This is a genomic window from Pseudomonas sivasensis (assembly GCF_013778505.1).
Classification (GTDB): domain Bacteria; phylum Pseudomonadota; class Gammaproteobacteria; order Pseudomonadales; family Pseudomonadaceae; genus Aquipseudomonas; species Aquipseudomonas sivasensis.
Genome location: NZ_JAAOWU010000013.1, coordinates 86,022 through 103,157 on the forward strand (window position 1 = coordinate 86,022; position 17,136 = coordinate 103,157).

The 17,136-nt window shown below is 60.6% G+C and carries 19 protein-coding genes; 8 read left to right on the top strand and 11 right to left on the bottom strand.

Translation table 11 applies throughout. The annotated features are described in order from the left end of the window. Positions 1-147: 147 nt before the first annotated feature. Complete coding sequence (locus G9Q84_RS20235; RefSeq protein WP_181643981.1) at positions 148-1,062, top strand: LysR family transcriptional regulator; 915 nt, start codon at positions 148-150, stop codon at positions 1,060-1,062. A 122-nt stretch (positions 1,063-1,184) separates the two neighbouring features. On the opposite strand, the gene G9Q84_RS20240 is transcribed toward G9Q84_RS20235, so the two are convergent. The 3 genes from G9Q84_RS20240 to G9Q84_RS20250 are packed head-to-tail and all read right to left on the bottom strand — an operon-like array spanning position 1,185 to position 3,070. Continuing rightward, a complete protein-coding gene (locus G9Q84_RS20240) occupies positions 1,185-1,727 on the bottom strand; it encodes a DUF2937 family protein (RefSeq protein ID WP_032888750.1) in 543 nt (180 codons plus the stop codon). An 11-nt stretch (positions 1,728-1,738) separates the two neighbouring features. Continuing rightward, on the bottom strand, positions 1,739-2,515 hold the full coding sequence (locus G9Q84_RS20245; RefSeq protein WP_024074057.1) for a class II glutamine amidotransferase: 777 nt from the start codon (positions 2,513-2,515) through the stop codon (positions 1,739-1,741). Positions 2,516-2,536: 21 nt separating this feature from the next. Beyond that, a complete protein-coding gene (locus tag G9Q84_RS20250) occupies positions 2,537-3,070 on the bottom strand; it encodes a hypothetical protein (protein ID WP_032888746.1) in 534 nt (177 codons plus the stop codon). A gap of 24 nt (positions 3,071-3,094) precedes the next feature. Between G9Q84_RS20250 and G9Q84_RS20255 the strand changes: the two genes are divergently transcribed. Continuing rightward, the gene (locus G9Q84_RS20255; protein WP_181643982.1) at positions 3,095-5,137 is read left to right on the top strand and encodes a S9 family peptidase; all 2,043 of its coding nucleotides are present in this window, start codon (positions 3,095-3,097) and stop codon (positions 5,135-5,137) included. A gap of 67 nt (positions 5,138-5,204) precedes the next feature. Beyond that, entirely contained in the window at positions 5,205-5,678 is a 474-nt protein-coding gene (locus G9Q84_RS20260; protein WP_032888741.1) for a cyclic nucleotide-binding domain-containing protein, read from the top strand. On the opposite strand, the gene G9Q84_RS20265 is transcribed toward G9Q84_RS20260, so the two are convergent. Then, on the bottom strand, positions 5,675-5,953 hold the full coding sequence (locus G9Q84_RS20265; RefSeq protein WP_032888738.1) for a hypothetical protein: 279 nt from the start codon (positions 5,951-5,953) through the stop codon (positions 5,675-5,677). The two genes, G9Q84_RS20260 and G9Q84_RS20265, sit on opposite strands and share 4 nt — an antisense overlap. Positions 5,954-6,031: 78 nt before the next feature. Here G9Q84_RS20265 and G9Q84_RS20270 point away from each other — a divergent pair, with 78 nt between their 5' ends. Next, on the top strand, positions 6,032-6,718 hold the full coding sequence (locus G9Q84_RS20270; protein WP_181643983.1) for a spermidine synthase: 687 nt from the start codon (positions 6,032-6,034) through the stop codon (positions 6,716-6,718). A gap of 131 nt (positions 6,719-6,849) precedes the next feature. Here G9Q84_RS20270 and G9Q84_RS20275 read toward each other — a convergent pair whose 3' ends face one another. Next, the gene (locus G9Q84_RS20275; RefSeq protein WP_122755738.1) at positions 6,850-7,770 is read right to left on the bottom strand and encodes a ParB/Srx family N-terminal domain-containing protein; all 921 of its coding nucleotides are present in this window, start codon (positions 7,768-7,770) and stop codon (positions 6,850-6,852) included. A 101-nt stretch (positions 7,771-7,871) separates the two neighbouring features. On the opposite strand from G9Q84_RS20275, the gene G9Q84_RS20280 reads away from it, so the two are divergent. The 3 genes from G9Q84_RS20280 (at position 7,872) to G9Q84_RS20290 (ending at position 9,300) form a co-directional block, all read left to right on the top strand. Further along, positions 7,872-8,246 (top strand): YajD family HNH nuclease, encoded by a 375-nt coding sequence (locus G9Q84_RS20280; protein ID WP_003210675.1) that lies wholly within the window; start codon positions 7,872-7,874, stop codon positions 8,244-8,246. Positions 8,247-8,414: 168 nt separating this feature from the next. Next, positions 8,415-8,882, top strand: a complete 468-nt coding sequence (locus G9Q84_RS20285) for an RNA methyltransferase (protein WP_181643984.1) — start codon at positions 8,415-8,417, stop codon at positions 8,880-8,882. A gap of 67 nt (positions 8,883-8,949) precedes the next feature. Beyond that, complete coding sequence (locus tag G9Q84_RS20290; protein WP_122680196.1) at positions 8,950-9,300, top strand: YgaP family membrane protein; 351 nt, start codon at positions 8,950-8,952, stop codon at positions 9,298-9,300. A 145-nt stretch (positions 9,301-9,445) separates the two neighbouring features. On the opposite strand, the gene G9Q84_RS20295 is transcribed toward G9Q84_RS20290, so the two are convergent. Together G9Q84_RS20295 and G9Q84_RS20300 are read right to left on the bottom strand one after the other, a co-directional pair. Beyond that, entirely contained in the window at positions 9,446-10,666 is a 1,221-nt protein-coding gene (locus G9Q84_RS20295) for a M61 metallopeptidase family protein (RefSeq protein WP_181643985.1), read from the bottom strand. Positions 10,667-10,679: 13 nt separating this feature from the next. Then, the gene (locus G9Q84_RS20300; RefSeq protein WP_003172524.1) at positions 10,680-11,129 is read right to left on the bottom strand and encodes a YcgN family cysteine cluster protein; all 450 of its coding nucleotides are present in this window, start codon (positions 11,127-11,129) and stop codon (positions 10,680-10,682) included. A gap of 153 nt (positions 11,130-11,282) precedes the next feature. On the opposite strand from G9Q84_RS20300, the gene G9Q84_RS20305 reads away from it, so the two are divergent. Further along, positions 11,283-11,867, top strand: coding sequence for a nitroreductase family protein (locus tag G9Q84_RS20305; RefSeq protein ID WP_032888724.1), 585 nt, complete (start codon positions 11,283-11,285; stop codon positions 11,865-11,867). 46 nt (positions 11,868-11,913) lie between these two features. Here G9Q84_RS20305 and G9Q84_RS20310 read toward each other — a convergent pair whose 3' ends face one another. From G9Q84_RS20310 to rnd, 4 genes are all read right to left on the bottom strand, one after another. Continuing rightward, positions 11,914-14,448 carry an OspG family effector kinase gene (locus G9Q84_RS20310; RefSeq protein WP_181643986.1) on the bottom strand — a complete coding sequence of 845 codons (2,535 nt, stop codon included), beginning with the start codon at positions 14,446-14,448 and terminating at the stop codon, positions 11,914-11,916. A gap of 142 nt (positions 14,449-14,590) precedes the next feature. Then, positions 14,591-15,523, bottom strand: a complete 933-nt coding sequence (locus G9Q84_RS20315; protein ID WP_032888721.1) for a D-2-hydroxyacid dehydrogenase — start codon at positions 15,521-15,523, stop codon at positions 14,591-14,593. A gap of 107 nt (positions 15,524-15,630) precedes the next feature. Beyond that, complete coding sequence (locus G9Q84_RS20320; RefSeq protein ID WP_065938924.1) at positions 15,631-15,924, bottom strand: YcgL domain-containing protein; 294 nt, start codon at positions 15,922-15,924, stop codon at positions 15,631-15,633. Further along, on the bottom strand, positions 15,921-17,054 hold the full coding sequence (gene rnd, locus G9Q84_RS20325) for a ribonuclease D (protein ID WP_095184093.1): 1,134 nt from the start codon (positions 17,052-17,054) through the stop codon (positions 15,921-15,923). The genes G9Q84_RS20320 and rnd overlap by 4 nt, the downstream gene beginning before the upstream one ends. Positions 17,055-17,136 lie beyond the last annotated feature (82 nt).

The window sequence follows — 17,136 nt, forward strand, 5'->3', positions numbered from 1 at the left end:
TGCAGTGTGGGATTTTTAACGCAGAACGTGCAACCTGTCCTGACACCCCCACGACGCTCATCGTGGAATACGCTCGATTTTTGGCGCTTGCCCGGTACGGCGTCCAACTAATAAAAACCGATCCATGCATAAGAAAAAGTTGATCCCATGAATTTGAAGTTCCTCGAAACCTTCGTCTGGGTGGCCAAGCTCAAGAGCTTTCGCCTGACTGCCGAGAAGCTGTTCACCACCCAGGCCTCGATCTCCAGCCGCATCGCCGTGCTGGAAAGCGAGCTGGGGGTGAAACTGTTTTTGCGTGATTCTCGAGGCGTAAGCCTGACCCCGGAAGGCTTGAAGGTGCTCGATTATGCCGAGCAGATGATGGTGACCATGCGGGGCCTGAAGCAGTCCCTGGAGACCACCAGCAGCAAGGTCGGGCGCATTCGGATCGGCGCGATGGACACGGTGATTCACACTTGGCTGAGCCCGTTGGTGGCGGAACTGATGGACCATTTCCCCTTGGTCGAAATCGAATTGGTCGCTGATACCGCGCTTAACCTCAGCGATCAGCTGCAAAAAGGCTTCCTTGACCTGATCCTGCAAACCGACCTGCTGCGCCTGGAAACCGTGCGCAGCCTGGAACTGTGCAGCCATCCCATGGCCTGGATCGTCGCCAGCCAATCGATCTATAACCGCGACTACGCCTCCCTCGCCGAACTGGCTCAGGAGCGGATCATCACCTACTCGAAAAACTCGCACCCACATCAGGATGTGCTGAGCCTGATGCAGGCCAACGGCGTGGCCGCGCCAAGGATGAACTGTGTGAATTCGGTGTCGGCGATTACACGGTTGTTGCGCGACGGATTCGGCATTGGCGCACTGCCGCCGGTGCTGGTCAGTGAGGAACTGGCGCGCGGGGAATTGGTAATGTTATCGATGGCGCAGAAACTGCCTAACCTGCAGGTGGTGGTGTCGTGGCGTGTGGGGGTGGAGTTGGTGGAGGAGATTGTCGGGCTGTGCCAGAAGGTCGTTGCCCGCTATGCCGAGGAAGTCGGCGAAGAGCGGATGCTGCTGAGCAACTGAATAAACCGGATCAAAATGTGGGAGGGGGCTTGCTCCCGATAGCGGTGGGTCGGTACCTGAAGTATTGACTGACCTACCGCTATCGGGAGCAAGCCCCCTCCCACATTTGACCGAGTTGGGCGTTAGAGACCTTTCAGGTCCCGCTCTTCAATCGGCCGGCTCTGGCGCAGGCGCTTGCCGCCCAACACGACCCAGTCGATCAGGCGGAACAGGCATTCCAATCCAAACGACAGCAGCATCGCCCCGCCCAATCCCCAACCCATGGCTTCTGGGGTCAGGAGGATCTGATAGCTGTAACCGTTCCAGGTTTCCTGGCGGATATCCGGGTCGGCGGCCACCGCCACTTGCAACGCGCGGATGTACCACGGGCCTTGCATGGCCTGGAATTGCTTGTCCAACGCAACTTGGCGATCAAGCATGGCGCCCAGGCTGTTGGCGTCGCTCTGGAAAACCGGGTCGTCACTGGCGCGGTAATGCGCGACCAACGCCTTCAAATCACCGTTGAAGAACTGCCGCGCGGTGGTTTCAAACCCGCTCAGCCCCGTCTGGGCCTCTATCAAGTGGGCTTCGACGCGCTTGGCGTAATCGTTGATAAACCCCGGCACTTGCACGCCGACCAACAGGCCAATGGCAAACAGCACCAACCGCAGATAGCTGAGCAACATGGTCGATATCCTTACTCAGTAATGCCCTGGCTGACGCATTCACCGCGTCGCCACAGGCTCCATTGGCCCGGTTCGTAACGGGTCCAGTTTTCGTTGTCAGTCAACGGTTCGGTGGCGATTACCGTCACTACATCATTGGGTGTGGTTTCGGCCTGAAAATCGACGATCACGTCGACATCTTTCAAGCGCGCCGGACCGAACGGGGCACGTCGGGTGATCTGCGCCAATTTGGTCGAGCAGTAGCAAAACAACCAGTCGCCATCGCTGAGCAGGCAGTTGAACACGCCTTTGCTGCGGTATTCGGCACAGGCGGCGATCAGGTCCGGCAGCATCTGTTCAATGTCCACCGGCTCGGGGAAGGCTTCGCGCACGCGGTTGAGCAAGTCGCAAAAGGCCGCTTCGCTGTCGGTATCGCCGACCGGGCGGTAGAAGGTGGCGCGGGGGTTGAAGTCCGCCAGTTGGCCGTTATGGGCGAAACACCAGTTGCGGCCCCACAGTTCGCGCACGAACGGGTGCGTATTGGCCAAGCTCACCTTGCCCACGTTGGCCTGGCGGATATGGCCGATCACCACTTCGCTCTTGATGGGATAACGCTGCACCAGCAGCGCGACTTCCGATTCACTGCTGGCGGCCGGGTCCTGGAACAGACGCAGACCACGGCCTTCGTAGAAAGCGATGCCCCAACCGTCGCGGTGGGGGCCGGTGCGCCCACCGCGCTGCATCAGCCCGGTAAAGCTGAACACGATATCGGTGGGGACGTTGGCACTCATGCCCAATAATTCACACATGCCAGGGCTCTCGCTGCAACGTTAAAGGCGCGGTTCGACCCGCATGCCACTGACAGGCGCCGGACGGCGGAATGGCTCGTCGTCTTCTTCCGCCGGCTCAGCGGCAAGGGCTGCATCGGTGGCAGCCTGGCGCTCACGACGCGCATTGGCGGCGCGCTCGATGGGCCAGCGGATCAACACAATCACCAGGTACACGCCAAAGGCGATCATGGTGTACATGAACAAATCGGAAATAGCCCGCCAGGCGTTATTGCCGACCTTGAGCACCAGGTCCAGGGCGGTAATTGCCACGGCCGGCGCGAACTGAGTCTTGACCGGGTCTACGATGGTCGGGCTGAACAGCAACACGGCCATCAGCAATTGCAGCGGCTCGCGCAACCAGCGCCACATCCAGCGCGTCATGCGCCACCACACCAACAGGCAGCCCAAAGCGGCGAAGGCGTAAAGGCCCCAAGCGGTCAGATAGTCGTTCTCGGTCATGGTGTCCATGGCAAGGTAGGCAAACAGGCGGCTATGATAACGGCTTTTGCGTGTCGCGGCTGCAAAGCCTGCCACCGTCCGCCAGATAGAGAATAATCCATGCCTGTATCGACGCCCCCGATTGCCCGAAAGGCCCCTGGCCAAGACCCTTACGCCTGGCTGCAAGAACGCGACAGCGCTGAAGTACTCGATTACCTCAAGGCCGAAAACGCCTGGCAGGAAGCCCAGCTCGCCGATCAGGCAGCCTTGCGCGAAAGCCTGTTTGAAGAGATCAAGGGCCGCATTCTCGAAACCGACCTGTCCCTGCCCTCGCCGTGGGGCCCGTACCTCTATTACACCCGCACCACCGCCGGTGACGAGTACGCCCGTCACTACCGCTGCCGCCGTCCGGCCGATGACAGCAACGTGGTGGACGACAGCAGCGAAGAGCTGTTGCTGGACCCGAACGAACTGGCCAACGGTGGCTTTTTCTCCCTCGGCGCATTCAGCATCAGCCCCGACCACAATCGCCTGGCCTACAGCCTGGACACCACCGGCGAAGAGATCTACACCCTGTTCGTGAAGGAATTGGCAACCGGCAAGGTCAGCGAGCTGGAGTTCCAGGACTGCGACGGCAGCATGACTTGGGCCAACGACAGCCTGACCCTGTTCTTCGGCGAACTGGACGAAACGCACCGCCCCCACAAACTCTATCGCTATCGCCTGGACGGCACGGCGGCGCAGGAAGTATTCCATGAGCCCGACGGGCGTTTCTTCCTGCATTGCTACCGTTCCAGCTCCGAACGCCAGTTGCTGGTGGCCCTGGGCAGCAAGACCACTAGCGAAGTCTGGGCCCTGGACGCCAACCAACCGCAGCAGGATTTCACCTGCCTGGCGCCACGGGTCGACGATCACGAATACGATGTCGACCACGGCCAACTGAATGGCGCCTGGACTTGGTTTATCCGTAGCAACCGTGATGGCATCAACTACGCCCTGTTTGTCGCAACCGACATTGGCGACGTGCCGACCGAGGATGAGTGGCAGAATCTGATCCCCCACAGCGATGAGGTGATGCTCGACGGCGTCAGCCTGAACACCAGCGCCATGACCTTAAGCCTGCGCATCGGCGGCCTGCCGGTGATCGAAGTGCACCCCGAGGGCCTGCTTGCCTATCGCGTGGAATTACCTGACGCCGCCTACAGCCTCTACGTACAGAACAGCCTGGAATTCGTCAGCGACAAGATCCGCCTGCGCTACGAAGCCCTCAACCGTCCGGCCCAGGTGCGTCAGTTGGAGCTGGCCAGCGGTACGCAGCAGGTGCTGAAGGAAACCCCGGTACTCGGCGTGTTCAATGCCGATGACTATGTCAGCCAGCGCCTGTGGGCCACCTCCGCCGATGGTACCCAGGTGCCGATCAGCCTGGTGGTCAAGCGCGACCAACTCGGCAAAACCACACCGCTGTACCTTTACGGCTACGGCGCCTACGGTTCGAGCTTAGACCCATGGTTCTCCCACGCACGCCTGAGCCTGCTTGATCGCGGCGTGGCGTTTGCCATCGCGCATGTGCGTGGCGGCGGCGAACTGGGTGAAGCCTGGTACCGCAATGGCAAGCAGGAACACAAGCAGAACACCTTCAGCGACTTTATCGCCTGCGCCGAACACCTGATCGCTCAAGGCCTGACCACCTCCAAGCAGCTGGCCATCAGCGGCGGCAGTGCCGGTGGCCTGTTGATCGGTGCGGTGCTCAACCAGCGTCCGGCGCTGTTCCACGCGGCGATTGCCGAAGTGCCGTTCGTTGATGTGCTCAACACCATGCTCGACCCGGAGCTGCCGTTGACCATCACCGAGTACGACGAATGGGGCAACCCCGAGGAGCCCGAGGTGTACGAGCGCATCAAGGCCTACGCGCCGTACGAAAACGTCCAGGCCCAGGCCTACCCGCACATGCTGGTGATCGCCGGCTACAACGACAGCCGCGTGCAGTATTGGGAAGCGGCCAAGTGGGTGGCCAAGCTGCGTGACACCAAGACCGACGACAACCTGCTGTTGCTCAAGACCGAACTGGGTGCCGGCCATGGTGGGATGAGCGGTCGTTACCAAGGATTACGTGACGTAGCGCTCGAATATGCATTTGTGTTCAAGGCGCTGGGGTTGATTTAGGAACTTAGCGCGGCGGGCCTGTCTGAACACAGGACCGCCTACTGATTGATGGACCAAGATTGCAGCCATGGCACTACCGACGCTAATGAATACCGAAATCCGCGACATGCTCATGGACTGCGGCCTGTTCGACCCTTTGTTGCCGGAAGATTTTCACGTCGCCGCCGGCTACTTCAATATCAGCAGCATTGCCCAGGACGAAGCGATCTTCCTCGAAGGCGATGCCGGCACCTTCATGTGCATCATCCACAGCGGCCAGGTGGCGGTGCAGAAAACCAATCACGACGGCCAGCGCCTGACCATCGCCACTCTGCGCAGCGGCCGGGCTTTCGGTGAGATGGCAGTACTCGATGGCGAGCGTCGCTCCGCCAGTTGCGTGGCTGCCAGTGATTGCGTGCTGTTGAACCTGGGCAAGGACTCCCTGGAAAAGATGCTCAACGAAACCCCGCGAGTGGCCGCGAAGATCATCCGCGCGATTGCGATAGCCCTGTCCAAGCGCCTGCGCATGGCTGATGGGCAGTTACTGTCGCAACAGTTTTAACCGCCGGGGGTCTTTGGTTTGCTGTCGTTCTGCTGCAGGCCGGGCACCGTCTGATCCTTCGGTGGCGTCGGTAACACGATGGGCGCCAAGGGCGGCGAGCCGTTGGTCTTGGGCAGCGCTGGCGGGCTGACTTGGGGATACAGCGTCGGCGTCGGCGTGCCCGGTGCACCGGGGGTTGGCGCGGGCGCGACCGGTACGGTTTGCAACTCCTGAGCCTGCGCCGCACCCAATGCGAGCGCGCTCAACACAATGACCGTTAGAATGCTGCACTTCATCGATGGCTCCATGGCCTGACCGGAATGTCGTAAGGCTACTCCCAACCGCGCAAGAATGCCCTTCCCAATGAGATTTCCATGAAACGTTTCGTTCTGCTGGACACCACCCCGATCCCCGACAACGGCGGTGCCTTGTGCCTGTTCGAATACGGCGAGGATTTTGTCATCAAGATCCAGGGTGGTGACGGCGGCCAATTGATGAACACGCGCATGCACGGCTCCGAAGATGCGCTGGCAGAAATTCCCTGCCGCAAAGTTGCCGGTCGTCATGATTCACGGGTGCTGATTGGTGGTTTGGGCATGGGCTTTACCCTGGCCTCGGCCCTCAAGCATTTGGGCAAGACTGCCGAAGTGGTTGTCGCCGAACTGGTGCCGGGCGTCGTGGAATGGAACCGTGGGCCGCTGGGGGAAAAATCCGGGCGCCCACTGCTGGACCCGCGCACCGTGATCCGCATGGAAGACGTGGCCAAGGTGCTGCAAGCCGAGCCCCAAGGCTTTGACGCGATCATGCTCGACGTCGACAACGGCCCCGAAGGCCTCACGCAAAAGGCCAACAGCTGGCTCTACTCTGCCGGTGGCCTGGCCGCCTGCGCCAAGGCCTTGCGGCCCAAGGGCGTGCTGGCGGTGTGGTCAGCGAGTGCCGACAAACTGTTCAGCGACAAACTGCGCAAGGCCGGTTTCAAGGCCGAGGAAGTGCAGGTATTTGCCCATGGCAACAAGGGCACCCGACACACCATCTGGATTGCGGAGAAGCTCAAGGGCTGAGCACCATTAACCAAACCACTGGAGATCCAATGTGGCAGGGGGCTTGCCCCTGATAGCGGTGGTTCAGTCAAAACATTTGGTGACTGACACTACGCTATCGGGGCAAGCCTCCTCCCACATTTTGATCCCTGTCAGTTGTGGGATTTGCGGTAGTCGATCACGTACGGGACTTTTTTGTCGAAGGTCTTCTGCAGCTCATCGCGATCCAGTTGGGTCATCCCACCCAGTTGCTGGGCGGTAAAACCGCTGCCTCCCACCGGTGATCCCGGCGCCAGGCTGACCATGCGCTTGGCGACTGCTTCGATCGCATCCTTGTAGCCGCCTTTTTTGTCCAGGTTGTACTGGCCCAGATCAATCTGCGTGCGCAGCCAGTTACCCCAATAGAACTCCAGGAATTCCGGGGCGATCTCGCCGCCATCCGGCTTGCCATAGGCGGCCTTGCGGGTGAAATACACCAGGCTGCGGAAGGTGTCGTCCTGCAGATTCTTGAAGCCCAGGTGAGCAGGCAGTTGCGTAGGCGGCAGGGTCTGGCCCCGATTGTCCTTGAGCCAGACCTTGCGCGCCGCTTCCATACGCTGCCAGAAGGTGGCGAGGTCTGGGCTGTTGCTGAAATCGTCAGTCACCTTGACCCACATTTTCAACTGAGGGCCGGCACCCGGCGTTTGCCAAAGGGTGGTGAAACTGTGGTGACCGTCGGTCAGGTACAACTGGCCACCAGGGCCGACCACCACGGTTTTCATGTCTTCGGGATGAGTGCCTACCGGGTCTTTGCACGTGAAGCTGGAAGGCGCAAGCAGGCTGGCGTTCTTGGGCACCTTGTCGGCCTCGCCCTGGCCGTTGGTTTCGCAGTATTCATCGAAGGCCTTGGTGGGTTTGTCGGCGAACAGCCCGAGGCTGTAGTAGATCTGGTCGAAACCCACCACGGCCTGGGTCGGGTGCAACTGTTCAAGGGTGACCTCAATCAACTGCCCGGGCTTGGGCGTCGAAAACGCTTGGGTTTGAGCCGCCAGCGCGCAGAAAAGCAGTGCAATTGTCCATGTGTACCAACGCATAGGTTTCAGATCCTTGTGAAATGAATGAACCGATACTACAAACGCCCGCCGACGGCTAGAATCAACGTTATCCGTGACCCACAAAATAGCCAGGAGCCATGATGAGCTCGACCAACCCGCCCTCCCACACCGCCAAGCTGGACCGCATCCTCGCCGATGCCCAGCGTGACCGGGAAATGGGCTACCGCGACAAAGCCCTCAAGATGTACCCCCACGTGTGCGGCCGCTGCGCCCGTGAATTCGCCGGCAAGCGCCTGAGCGAACTCACCGTACACCACCGCAACCACAATCATGATGACAACCCTCAGGACGGCTCCAACTGGGAGTTGCTGTGCCTGTACTGCCACGACAACGAACATTCGCGCTACACCGATCAGCAGTACTTCGGCGAAGGCTCCACCAGCAGCCCGACGATTGCCAAGGCCACGCATAACCCGTTTGCGGCGCTGGCGGGGTTGATGAAGAAAGACGACTGAAGAGTGTTGTCGCCTGTCCTGGCCTCATCGGGAGCAAGCCCCCTCCCACATTTTGAGTTGTGAACACTTTCAAATGTGGGAGGGGGCTTGCTCCCGATAGCGTTAGCCCAAGCAATACATCACCTTCAAGCCGTATAATCGCCGCTTTTCTCCAAGGCACCCTTCCCCGTGGGCAATAAACGCTACAGCTGCATCGGCCTGTATAACCCCAAATCCCCCGAAAACGTCGGCTCGGTCATGCGTGCCGCCGGTTGCTACGGCGTGGCCTCGGTGTTCTACACCGGCGTGCGTTACGAGCGCGCCCGGGACTTCATCACCGACACCAAGAAGGTCCATCACGATATTCCGCTGATCGGCATCGATGACCTGAGAAAAATCCTGCCCCTGGGCTGTATCCCCGTCGCCGTGGAACTGGTGGATGGCGCCCGCCCCCTGCCTGAGTACACCCACCCCGACCGCGCGCTGTATATCTTCGGCCCGGAAGACGGCTCGCTGGATAAGGAGATCCGGGACTGGTGCGAAGACGTGGTCTACATCCCGACCACCGGCTGCATGAACCTGGCCGCCACGGTCAACGTGGTGCTCTATGACCGCCTGGCCAAGGGCAACAACACCCGTTCGGGCCCCAAGTATTGATTTTTTGGGAACATCCGACGCCCGCCAGCAGTCAGCTACTTACACTTGCCCTTGTTGGAGACAGATCATGAGCGACAGCAAAAACGTGCGACCTATCATCGAGCACACGCCCTTCCAGAGCCAGCCGACGCAAAACGTCCACGGCTGGGAACGCATCGGCTCGGTGGCCGGTGGGGTGATAATGCTCGGCAAAGGCCTGCGCCGTGGCGGGATTTTCGGTTTGATTCAGGTAGCGATTGGCGGTGTGGCACTGGCCCGTGGTTTTACTGGGCACAGCTCGCTCAAGGACAAGCTGGAACAGGGTCGCCAGGAAATGAACAGCGTGCGTACGAAGATCGAGCGTGCGGGTGCAGAGCTGAAAAACCTGAAGACCAAGGCTGAAGTGGCGGCTGAGAAAGCTGTGAAAACCACAGGCTGAACCTGGATTTCGGTAGGTTAGAGATCCAAATGTGGGAGGGGGCTTGCTCCCGATAGCAGAATGTCAGTCAGCACATGTTGTGACTGAATCAGCGCTATCGGGAGCAAGCCCCCTCCCACATGTTGATTGATGCAGGGGTTGAAAATCAGCGCAGTAGCTTGGTATCCAGCACCACCGACGACTCGCCAATAATGCTCTCAGCCAGCTGCACGAACTCCGCCGTCGTAATGCTGTTCGCCCGCATCACCGCTTGCGCGAGGTCATCCAGCGAGCGTTTATTGTGGGTTTTCACCCGAATCTCGCTGTCCAGCTCCTGCAATATCACCACTGCCCGCGACACAGTTGCACCACTGACATGCTCGCCGCGTAGCGTCGTGACATCTTTGCCCTCCTTGCTCAACCGCGCCTGTATCGCCTGATACCGCTCATCGGTGATCCCACCGGCACGGCGCACCAGTTCGATGGCGTAATACTCCCCAAGCCCTTCGCTGATCCAGTCACTGGTGTCGTGATCGTTGAAACGTCCAATCGCCTGCACTACTTCACGAATCAACGGGCTGCTGCCGTTTTCGCTGACCAGCGGTGTGCGGCTGTTGAGGTAGATCGAGTCATGCGCCGAGAACACGCCACGGCGCATCGGATCACTGGCGCCCACCACCAACAGCTTGGCCGGATGACGCGGGAACGCGGCTTCGACCTGGGGCCAGACAAAGGTCAGCAACGTCAGCACGTCCATGCGGCGCATGGCCTGACCCTTGGGCGACGCCACGGTGACTTCGGTTTCGCCCAGGCGCACGCGGCGGCTGCCAAGCGTGCCCGCGAGCATCCAGCCGGTGGGCCGGTCGAACAGGCGGGAAACGTTGTCGATGCGAAATTTATTCTTGCCAATACGGGGCCAGGCGGTTTCGACGCTTTTCCAGCCCGCAGGTAATTCGAACACCAGGCGCGAGACCAACTCGACGCCGTCCTGCTGGTCGAGCCGCGCGGTCGGCACCAGGTCTTCGCCGCGAAACAGCGCCCAACTCGCAGTCATACGTGCTTCATAGCTGCCCGGCTTGCGCGCCTGGGTGAGGTGCACGCGGTAGGTCAGACTGGCCTTGTCGGCGCTGGGCTGCCACACGCCCCGCTGGCCACTGACCTTCCACTGGCCGTCGGCCTTGAAGTCGCTGTAACTGCCTGCCGGGCCCAAGTCAAAGTCCAGGCTGCGCACGGCCGAGCCTTGTGACAGGCTCAGGCGTACTTCAGCCTGATCGCTCTGGGGCAGCAATTTAACGTGATAATCCAGGTCGACTTTCCTGGCGCACCACGCAGGCATGCTCAGCGCCAGCAGCACCAGGCATGCCGCCAGCTGGGTTCCCACCTTCATACACACTCCTTTTTCAGCCTGCGCGGAAGATCAGGTAATCCTCCCAGTCGTCTTCAGGCACGCTGCCTTCGCTGAGCATGCGTCCAGACTGGGAAATGCGTTCGTGGTGCACGGCGTCGCGGTCGCCACAGACCAGGTGGTGCCACAGCGGTAAATCCTTGCGCTCGCTGACCAGGCGGTAGCCGCAGGTGGGCGGCAGCCATTTGAACTGATCGGCCTGGCCTGGGGTGAGCTGGATGCAGTCGGGCACCGAGGCGCGGCGGTTGGGGTAGTCGGTGCACTGGCAGGTTTTCAGGTCCAGCAGTTTGCAGGCGATACGGGTGTAATAGACGCTGTTGTCGTCTTCATCCTCAAGCTTTTGCAGGCAGCACAGGCCACAGCCGTCGCACAATGACTCCCACTCCTCCTGGTCGAGGTGTTCAAGGGTTTTGCGTATCCAGAAAGGTTCGACTTTGGCGGCCATGGCTCTGCATCAGTATCGGTAGGTGAAAAGGCCGCCAGTCTAGTGCCCAAGCCCCTTGGAACCAAGCGCTTACGACTGGCGGTGTTACAACACTTGTCAGTCTAGCGGGCGCGCAGTAGCTTTGAGCGCCGAATTGACGATCAGGACCTGCTCATGACACGTGTTGCCGACTATCCGATCCACACCCAGTTCACCGACCGCTGGTCGCCCCGCGCCTTCACTGGCGAGAGCATTTCGAAAGAGACGCTGCTGAGTTTCTTCGAAGCCGCACGCTGGGCGCCGTCGGCCTACAACTCGCAGCCGTGGCGGTTTCTCTACGCGCGCCGCGACACGCCGGACTGGGAACGTTTCCTGGGCCTGCTCAATGAATTCAACCGCGGCTGGGCGCAGCATGCCTCGGCGCTGGTGATCATCGCCTCGAAAACCGACTTCGTCGCTCCCGGTGCCACTGAAGAAACCCCGGCGCTGTGGCACACCTTCGACACCGGCTCTGCTTGGGGCCACCTGGCACTGCAAGCCAGCCTCAGTGGCTGGCACACCCACGGCATGGCCGGTTTCGATCAGGAGCTGACACGCAAGGAGTTGAAGATTCCGGAAGGTTACGCGCTGCACGCGGCCGTGGCCGTTGGCAAGCTGGGAGACAAGTCGACCCTGCCGGAGTACCTGCAAGGGCGTGAAGTGCCGAGCCCGCGCAAGCCGCTGAGCGAGCTGGTGTCCGAAGGTGATTTCGGCCTCTGACAGCCAGCACCCTGCCGCCTGAACGCGGCAGGGTGTCTCTTGAGGACTACCGGGCGATCAGTTCGCTGAACGCCGAGCGCAGCTGCGTGATTTGCCGGTCATACACGTTCTTGACCGCCGACACCATGAACTCGGCGGGCATACCGTTCATGTCGATGGGATAGAGCTTGTTGTCTGTTTTTGAGTACATGAAGTTACTCAACTGCGGGTCGTTATGAAAAATATCCCTGGCCTCCATTTGCGCAACCGCGTCGTCGAGTAACGAACGTGCTTCGGCGGGCAGGCTGCCTTTTTCGACATGGGCAAGATCAACCCCGTCAACTTTGCCCATCTTTATGTATTTGCGGCCGTCCTCGATCAATACCTCGGCAAAGCCCTCTCCGTAGTACTTGTTCAAATTGACCACTTCCATGTCGACGTACCCCTCTACCGAGGTCAAGCGGGTCGGCCCCAAATCTTTATAAACACTCTTACCGTCGAGGCTTGTATACACCACGCCTTCGCCCCCACGGCCGATTTCGGGGCCGAGATCGGCTTTGACCGCAACCGGCTGGCCGCCCCGCGCACCCAGTCGCCGCCATTGGTCATCCTGCACACGTTCGAGTAACAACGGAGTTTGCCGGTTGTTGTGGTACACCCGCGCCTGCACGCTGCCGTCCGCTCCGCGGGACACCTGCCGGACCTCATAAACGCCAGCCTGGCCGGACGCGTCGAGATGGCGCACATACGAGCGATGGCCGTCGGCAGCAACGTACACGCCCTGATTATTGCGCGAGAGCCCGGCGAGGCTCGACTCCGGTGCCCTGTAATGACGAAACAGCCCATTGCTCAGCTCACCGGCAGAAGCACTGCCCCTGGTCACCCACCTGCCGCCGCTCACCAGCAGATCGCCGACGCCGCTCAAGGGGTTGAAGGCCTCCACCGCCGTTGCGCCAACAAACCTCACCGCCTTGGCCGCCTGGCGCGCAGTGGTCAAGGCGCCGCCCAGCACCTTACCCGCCTGCACGGCTTTGCCGGCGCCCAACGTAACCAGGCCAACCGCATCCAGGCCCAGGTCGAACACGCCCTGCCCGATATTGCCGTTTTGGAAGTTGACGATAGCCGAGCGCAACGGGATCAGGTTCAGGAAGAATTCGCCAATGGCTTCATTGCGGGCGCTGTCCCGATCAAAGGACGTCAGGCCCCGGGCCTCGTTCATCAGATCTTCGTTGTTCAGGTCGAGGGATTTGACGAACACATCAGCAATGGCATGGCTGCGCTGCGAGTTGAGACTGTCGGAGGCTTGGGTGCCTTGGGGTTGCGCCGGGAAATCGCTGTCGGGCTCAAACTGAACGGTTCTAGAAAGAATATTCGCCTCGCGCGATTCCATATTCGCAGCGGTGTAAGGCGAAGTACGTCGGCGCAATAGAAAGTTTTCTTTCTCAACGGTGCCGTTTCGCGTGTCGAGGGTATAGAGATTGACCTCGCCGTTTCGAGTCGCCTTCACCTCCAGCGTATGGCCGCGCACGTGCAGCGCCGGCGGAGTAAACAGGTCTTTGGCAATTGTGTACTGGTTGGTGTGGAAGAATTCGAGCTTGCCGAACTCCAGGTTATTGCGGTCCTCCAGGGGCAACGTGGCGATCATCTGCCGCACACGACTCTGTTGCCCGGTTTGATGGGCGCTGATCGCCTGGTCGTAGGCCTTCGTGAATGCGCTGGCGACCTCCAGCTTGCCTTGTTGGTAAAGGCTGCAAAAACGGTCAATGGGCAGGCGTTTGTTATTGCTCACCCAATGTTCATCGGTCGCCAATGGGCCGCCGTGCATGACGATATCCAGCATAGAGCGTGAGCCGGGATGGATGCCTGGGCGCCCTTTGGTGAGCCTGGCCTTTTGAAAATGCCTGACTTCGAAGAGGCTCGGGTCGACGTCAGGAAACGCCCGCTCAAGCAGGGCCAGCGCCATGGCTCTGCGGCTGGGGATTGGCGTTTGCAGGAGGGCGCTGGTGCTTTTCAGCGCGCTGAGCTGTTCGTTGTAGGCCGCCCTCAGGCGCTCCATTGCACTGGCCGATGGCATCTCATCGGTGCGGGTCAGCACACCGTTGGCCACGCCCCACTCCGTCAGGGCCTGCCCATCGATGCGCTGGCGAGTGGCAGCGTCAAGGGTGAGCGATTCGGCGTTCAGCAAAATTTCGGCATACCCCATACCGAGCGTGCGGCCTGGCGCGTGGGCTTCGATCCTGCCCACAGCCATCGCCAACTGAGCCCAGAGCACACTGGCGCAGGTCACGCTGGCGGGAATGTCCTTGACCAAATATTCAGGTGCGGAATTGATCAGTAAGCGATACGCGGCCTGGTGGGCTGCTTGAACGCTGGCACCGCCTTTTTCGAGTAAATGGCTGGCCAATCGTTGGATGACGACCGAAGGCGGTTGCCCCCAATGGTCGCTACGCGTCAGGTCAAAGCCGGACAAGTCTTCAAGCGGTGCAGGGAGATCGACCGGACGCGAAGGGTCAGGCTCGCGGTCGGGGGTGCGGTTTACGTCGTTGTGGTGGGCGGGCGCCATCGGGCGCGGCTGAACAGCGGGGGAAATAAGGGGCGTCATGGAAATACCTGTCCTTAGCCAAAAGGAATCCGTTAAAGGCGCGACCTTGCGCCCTTTGCGGCCCTTGGGTGGAACGCGCCGTCAATGCGGTTCCATCCTGACTGTCAGGTTTTATGTAGGCCTAGCGAGCGGCGCGGTGGCGTCAGTACCCGCGCTCGAAATCCACTTCTCCGCGTAATGCCTGCTTGGCCTTATACGCGCGGATATTTTCCAAGAACAACTCCACCATCATAGGCGGCGACGTGGGTGCGGAACTGTGCCCGGTCAACAGCAACCCCCAGGCGGTCCAGAATGGATGACGCTGCGGCAGTGGCTCCTGGCGACATACGTCGATCACTGCGCCGGCCAGGTGCCCTTCCTTCAGGGCTTCGACCAGATCAGCATCCACCACCGCCACACCACGGCCGACATTGATAAACAAGCCCGTCGGCTTGAATTGCTTGAACAGCGCGGCGTCGTACAGGTCATGGGTGTTCGGCGTGTTGGGCAGCAGGTTGATCACGTAGTCCACCTCACCGACCAGACGCCCGATCTGATCAAGCCCGGCCACTTCGATAAACGGGGCTTGCTCACGCTCAGTACTGGCAATGCCATACAGCTTGACGCCAAACGGCACCAGAAACTCAGCCACACTCTGGCCAATATCGCCGGTGCCCACGATCAACACCTTACGCCCCGCCAGGCTCTGGCCAGTGCGGCTGTCCCACTTGCGCTCGACCTGGCTGACCAACCGCGCCAGTACTTCGCGTTCATGGCCGAGCATATACGTGAGGACAAACTCGGCCATGACCTGGCCAAAAATACCGACGGCGCGGGTCAAGCGATAATCGCGGGGCAAGCCTTCGGCCAGCAGGGGCGTGATACCGGCCCAGGTCGATTGCAGCCATTGTGGTTGGTGGCCCTGGCGCAACAGAGTGGCCAGCAGGTCCGGTTGGCCAAGCCAGACCGGGCAATCGGCGGCCAGACGAGACAGTTCGGCCGAGTCGCCACTGGTGAGCACCTCAAGGTCCGGCGCCACGTCATTGAGCAGTTGGGCGTAGAGCGGGTGATCCTGTTCAGCAATCAGAACACGCATGGTTCAAACCTTTCAAAAACAGTGCAGACGGCCGCCCGCTTCCTTACGGCCACCGCCCACTAATACGATTCCATTGAAACCTGTGCCCTGAAGCGGGCACTGACCGATTACATCGGGTCGTTACGACGCAGCAGCTCTTCGGGCAAGTGCTCGATGTACTCGTCCTCGGCCGGCGGCATTTGCAGGTGGTAGCCCTGCTTATCGAGGTTTTCCAGGACCACGACGATGTCTTCGCGCGACAGCTTGCGCTCTGGTGTCAGCACCATGTCGAAGGCGTGGTGCGGCTTGCCGAAGGCGGCCATCAATGGCTCCGGCACGCGCTCAAGTGCATCGCTCTTGAGCACGTAGAGGTACATGCCGTCTTTTTTCAAGCTGCGGTAGATGGAACAAATACGTTTCAAGGCTGTTCTCCGGCAGTGGCCAGGCTGTCGAGCAGCGCCTGGCCCATCAACTCGCGGCGCCAGCCACGCAGCGAGTCTGGCAATTTATAAGGCCCATCGGGGTAGCCACTTTTAACCAGGGCTTCGAGGGTTTTCTTGCGCAGCATCAGTTCCGGCGCCATCTCCAGGCGTTCGGCGAATGTCTGGCCCAGGGCGCGCAGTTGCTTGATCAGCGTGGCGGCATCCACCGGCAGCGGTTCAGCCACAGCCGGCGGCCATTGGTCCGCGGGCACGCTGCCGGCACGTTTGATCAGGTCCAGCAGGAACTGGCCATCCTGACGCACGGTGCGCGGGTGCATGTCTTCGATCTTGCCCAGGGCGGCGAGGTTATCCGGCTGGGATTTGGCCAGGGGCCACAACGAGTGTTCACGAACGATGCGGTTGCGCGGCAGGTCACGGGCGCGGGCTTGCTGTTCGCGCCAGGCGCACAGTTCACGCAGTACGGCGAGTTGAGCGCGGGACAGTTTCCACGCCAGCTTGGCGTCGCGGTACACCTCGTACGGGTCGACTTCCCGGCGCAGGTTGGCCACCAGTTCGGCGCCATCTTCCAGCACCCAGGCATATTTATCGTCTGATAGCTGCGGGCGCAGGCGAATGTAGACCTCGGCCAGGTGTACCGCGTCTTCGGCGGCGTAGCTGATCTGGGTTTCGGACAACGGCCGCTGCAGCCAGTCCGAGCGGGTCTCGCCCTTGGGCAGCTCGATGTCGAGTACGGCTTGTACCAGGCGCGAGTAGCCCATGGAGAAACCGAGATTCAGGTAAGCGGCGGCCAATTGGGTGTCGAACAACGGCACTGGCAGGCTGCCAGTCAGGCGCAGCAACACTTCCAAGTCTTCGCTGCAGGCGTGCACCACCTTGATCACGGCAGGGTTTTCCAGCAGATCGGCGAGGGGTTTCCAGTTGTCGATGGTCAGGGGATCGATCAGGTAAGCGCGTACGCCATCACCAATCTGGATCAGCCCGGCAATGGGATAAAAGGTGTCGACCCGCATGAATTCGGTGTCGAGGGCGACGAATGGCAACTGCTGCCATTCGGCGCAATGCTGGCCGAGGCTATCGTTGTCGCAGATCCAGTGAATATCGATGGCCACACGGCTCTCCCTTGAAGAATGGCGCGCAGTATATATCGCGAAAGAGGCTAGCGAGCATCCGCAGTGCACTGGCAACCATGAA

What these genes read in the sequence shown, in the direction of transcription:
- G9Q84_RS20235 (WP_181643981.1), top strand. Translation starts at nt 148, where the DNA reads ATGAATTTGAAGTTCCTCGAAACCTTCGTCTGGGTGGCCAAGCTCAAG.
- G9Q84_RS20240 (WP_032888750.1), bottom strand. Translation starts at nt 1,727, where the DNA reads ATGTTGCTCAGCTATCTGCGGTTGGTGCTGTTTGCCATTGGCCTGTTG.
- G9Q84_RS20245 (WP_024074057.1), bottom strand. Translation starts at nt 2,515, where the DNA reads ATGTGTGAATTATTGGGCATGAGTGCCAACGTCCCCACCGATATCGTG.
- G9Q84_RS20255 (WP_181643982.1), top strand. Translation starts at nt 3,095, where the DNA reads ATGCCTGTATCGACGCCCCCGATTGCCCGAAAGGCCCCTGGCCAAGAC.
- G9Q84_RS20260 (WP_032888741.1), top strand. Translation starts at nt 5,205, where the DNA reads ATGGCACTACCGACGCTAATGAATACCGAAATCCGCGACATGCTCATG.
- G9Q84_RS20265 (WP_032888738.1), bottom strand. Translation starts at nt 5,953, where the DNA reads ATGAAGTGCAGCATTCTAACGGTCATTGTGTTGAGCGCGCTCGCATTG.
- G9Q84_RS20270 (WP_181643983.1), top strand. Translation starts at nt 6,032, where the DNA reads ATGAAACGTTTCGTTCTGCTGGACACCACCCCGATCCCCGACAACGGC.
- G9Q84_RS20275 (WP_122755738.1), bottom strand. Translation starts at nt 7,770, where the DNA reads ATGCGTTGGTACACATGGACAATTGCACTGCTTTTCTGCGCGCTGGCG.
- G9Q84_RS20280 (WP_003210675.1), top strand. Translation starts at nt 7,872, where the DNA reads ATGAGCTCGACCAACCCGCCCTCCCACACCGCCAAGCTGGACCGCATC.
- G9Q84_RS20290 (WP_122680196.1), top strand. Translation starts at nt 8,950, where the DNA reads ATGAGCGACAGCAAAAACGTGCGACCTATCATCGAGCACACGCCCTTC.
- G9Q84_RS20295 (WP_181643985.1), bottom strand. Translation starts at nt 10,666, where the DNA reads ATGAAGGTGGGAACCCAGCTGGCGGCATGCCTGGTGCTGCTGGCGCTG.
- G9Q84_RS20300 (WP_003172524.1), bottom strand. Translation starts at nt 11,129, where the DNA reads ATGGCCGCCAAAGTCGAACCTTTCTGGATACGCAAAACCCTTGAACAC.
- G9Q84_RS20305 (WP_032888724.1), top strand. Translation starts at nt 11,283, where the DNA reads ATGACACGTGTTGCCGACTATCCGATCCACACCCAGTTCACCGACCGC.
- G9Q84_RS20310 (WP_181643986.1), bottom strand. Translation starts at nt 14,448, where the DNA reads ATGACGCCCCTTATTTCCCCCGCTGTTCAGCCGCGCCCGATGGCGCCC.
- G9Q84_RS20315 (WP_032888721.1), bottom strand. Translation starts at nt 15,523, where the DNA reads ATGCGTGTTCTGATTGCTGAACAGGATCACCCGCTCTACGCCCAACTG.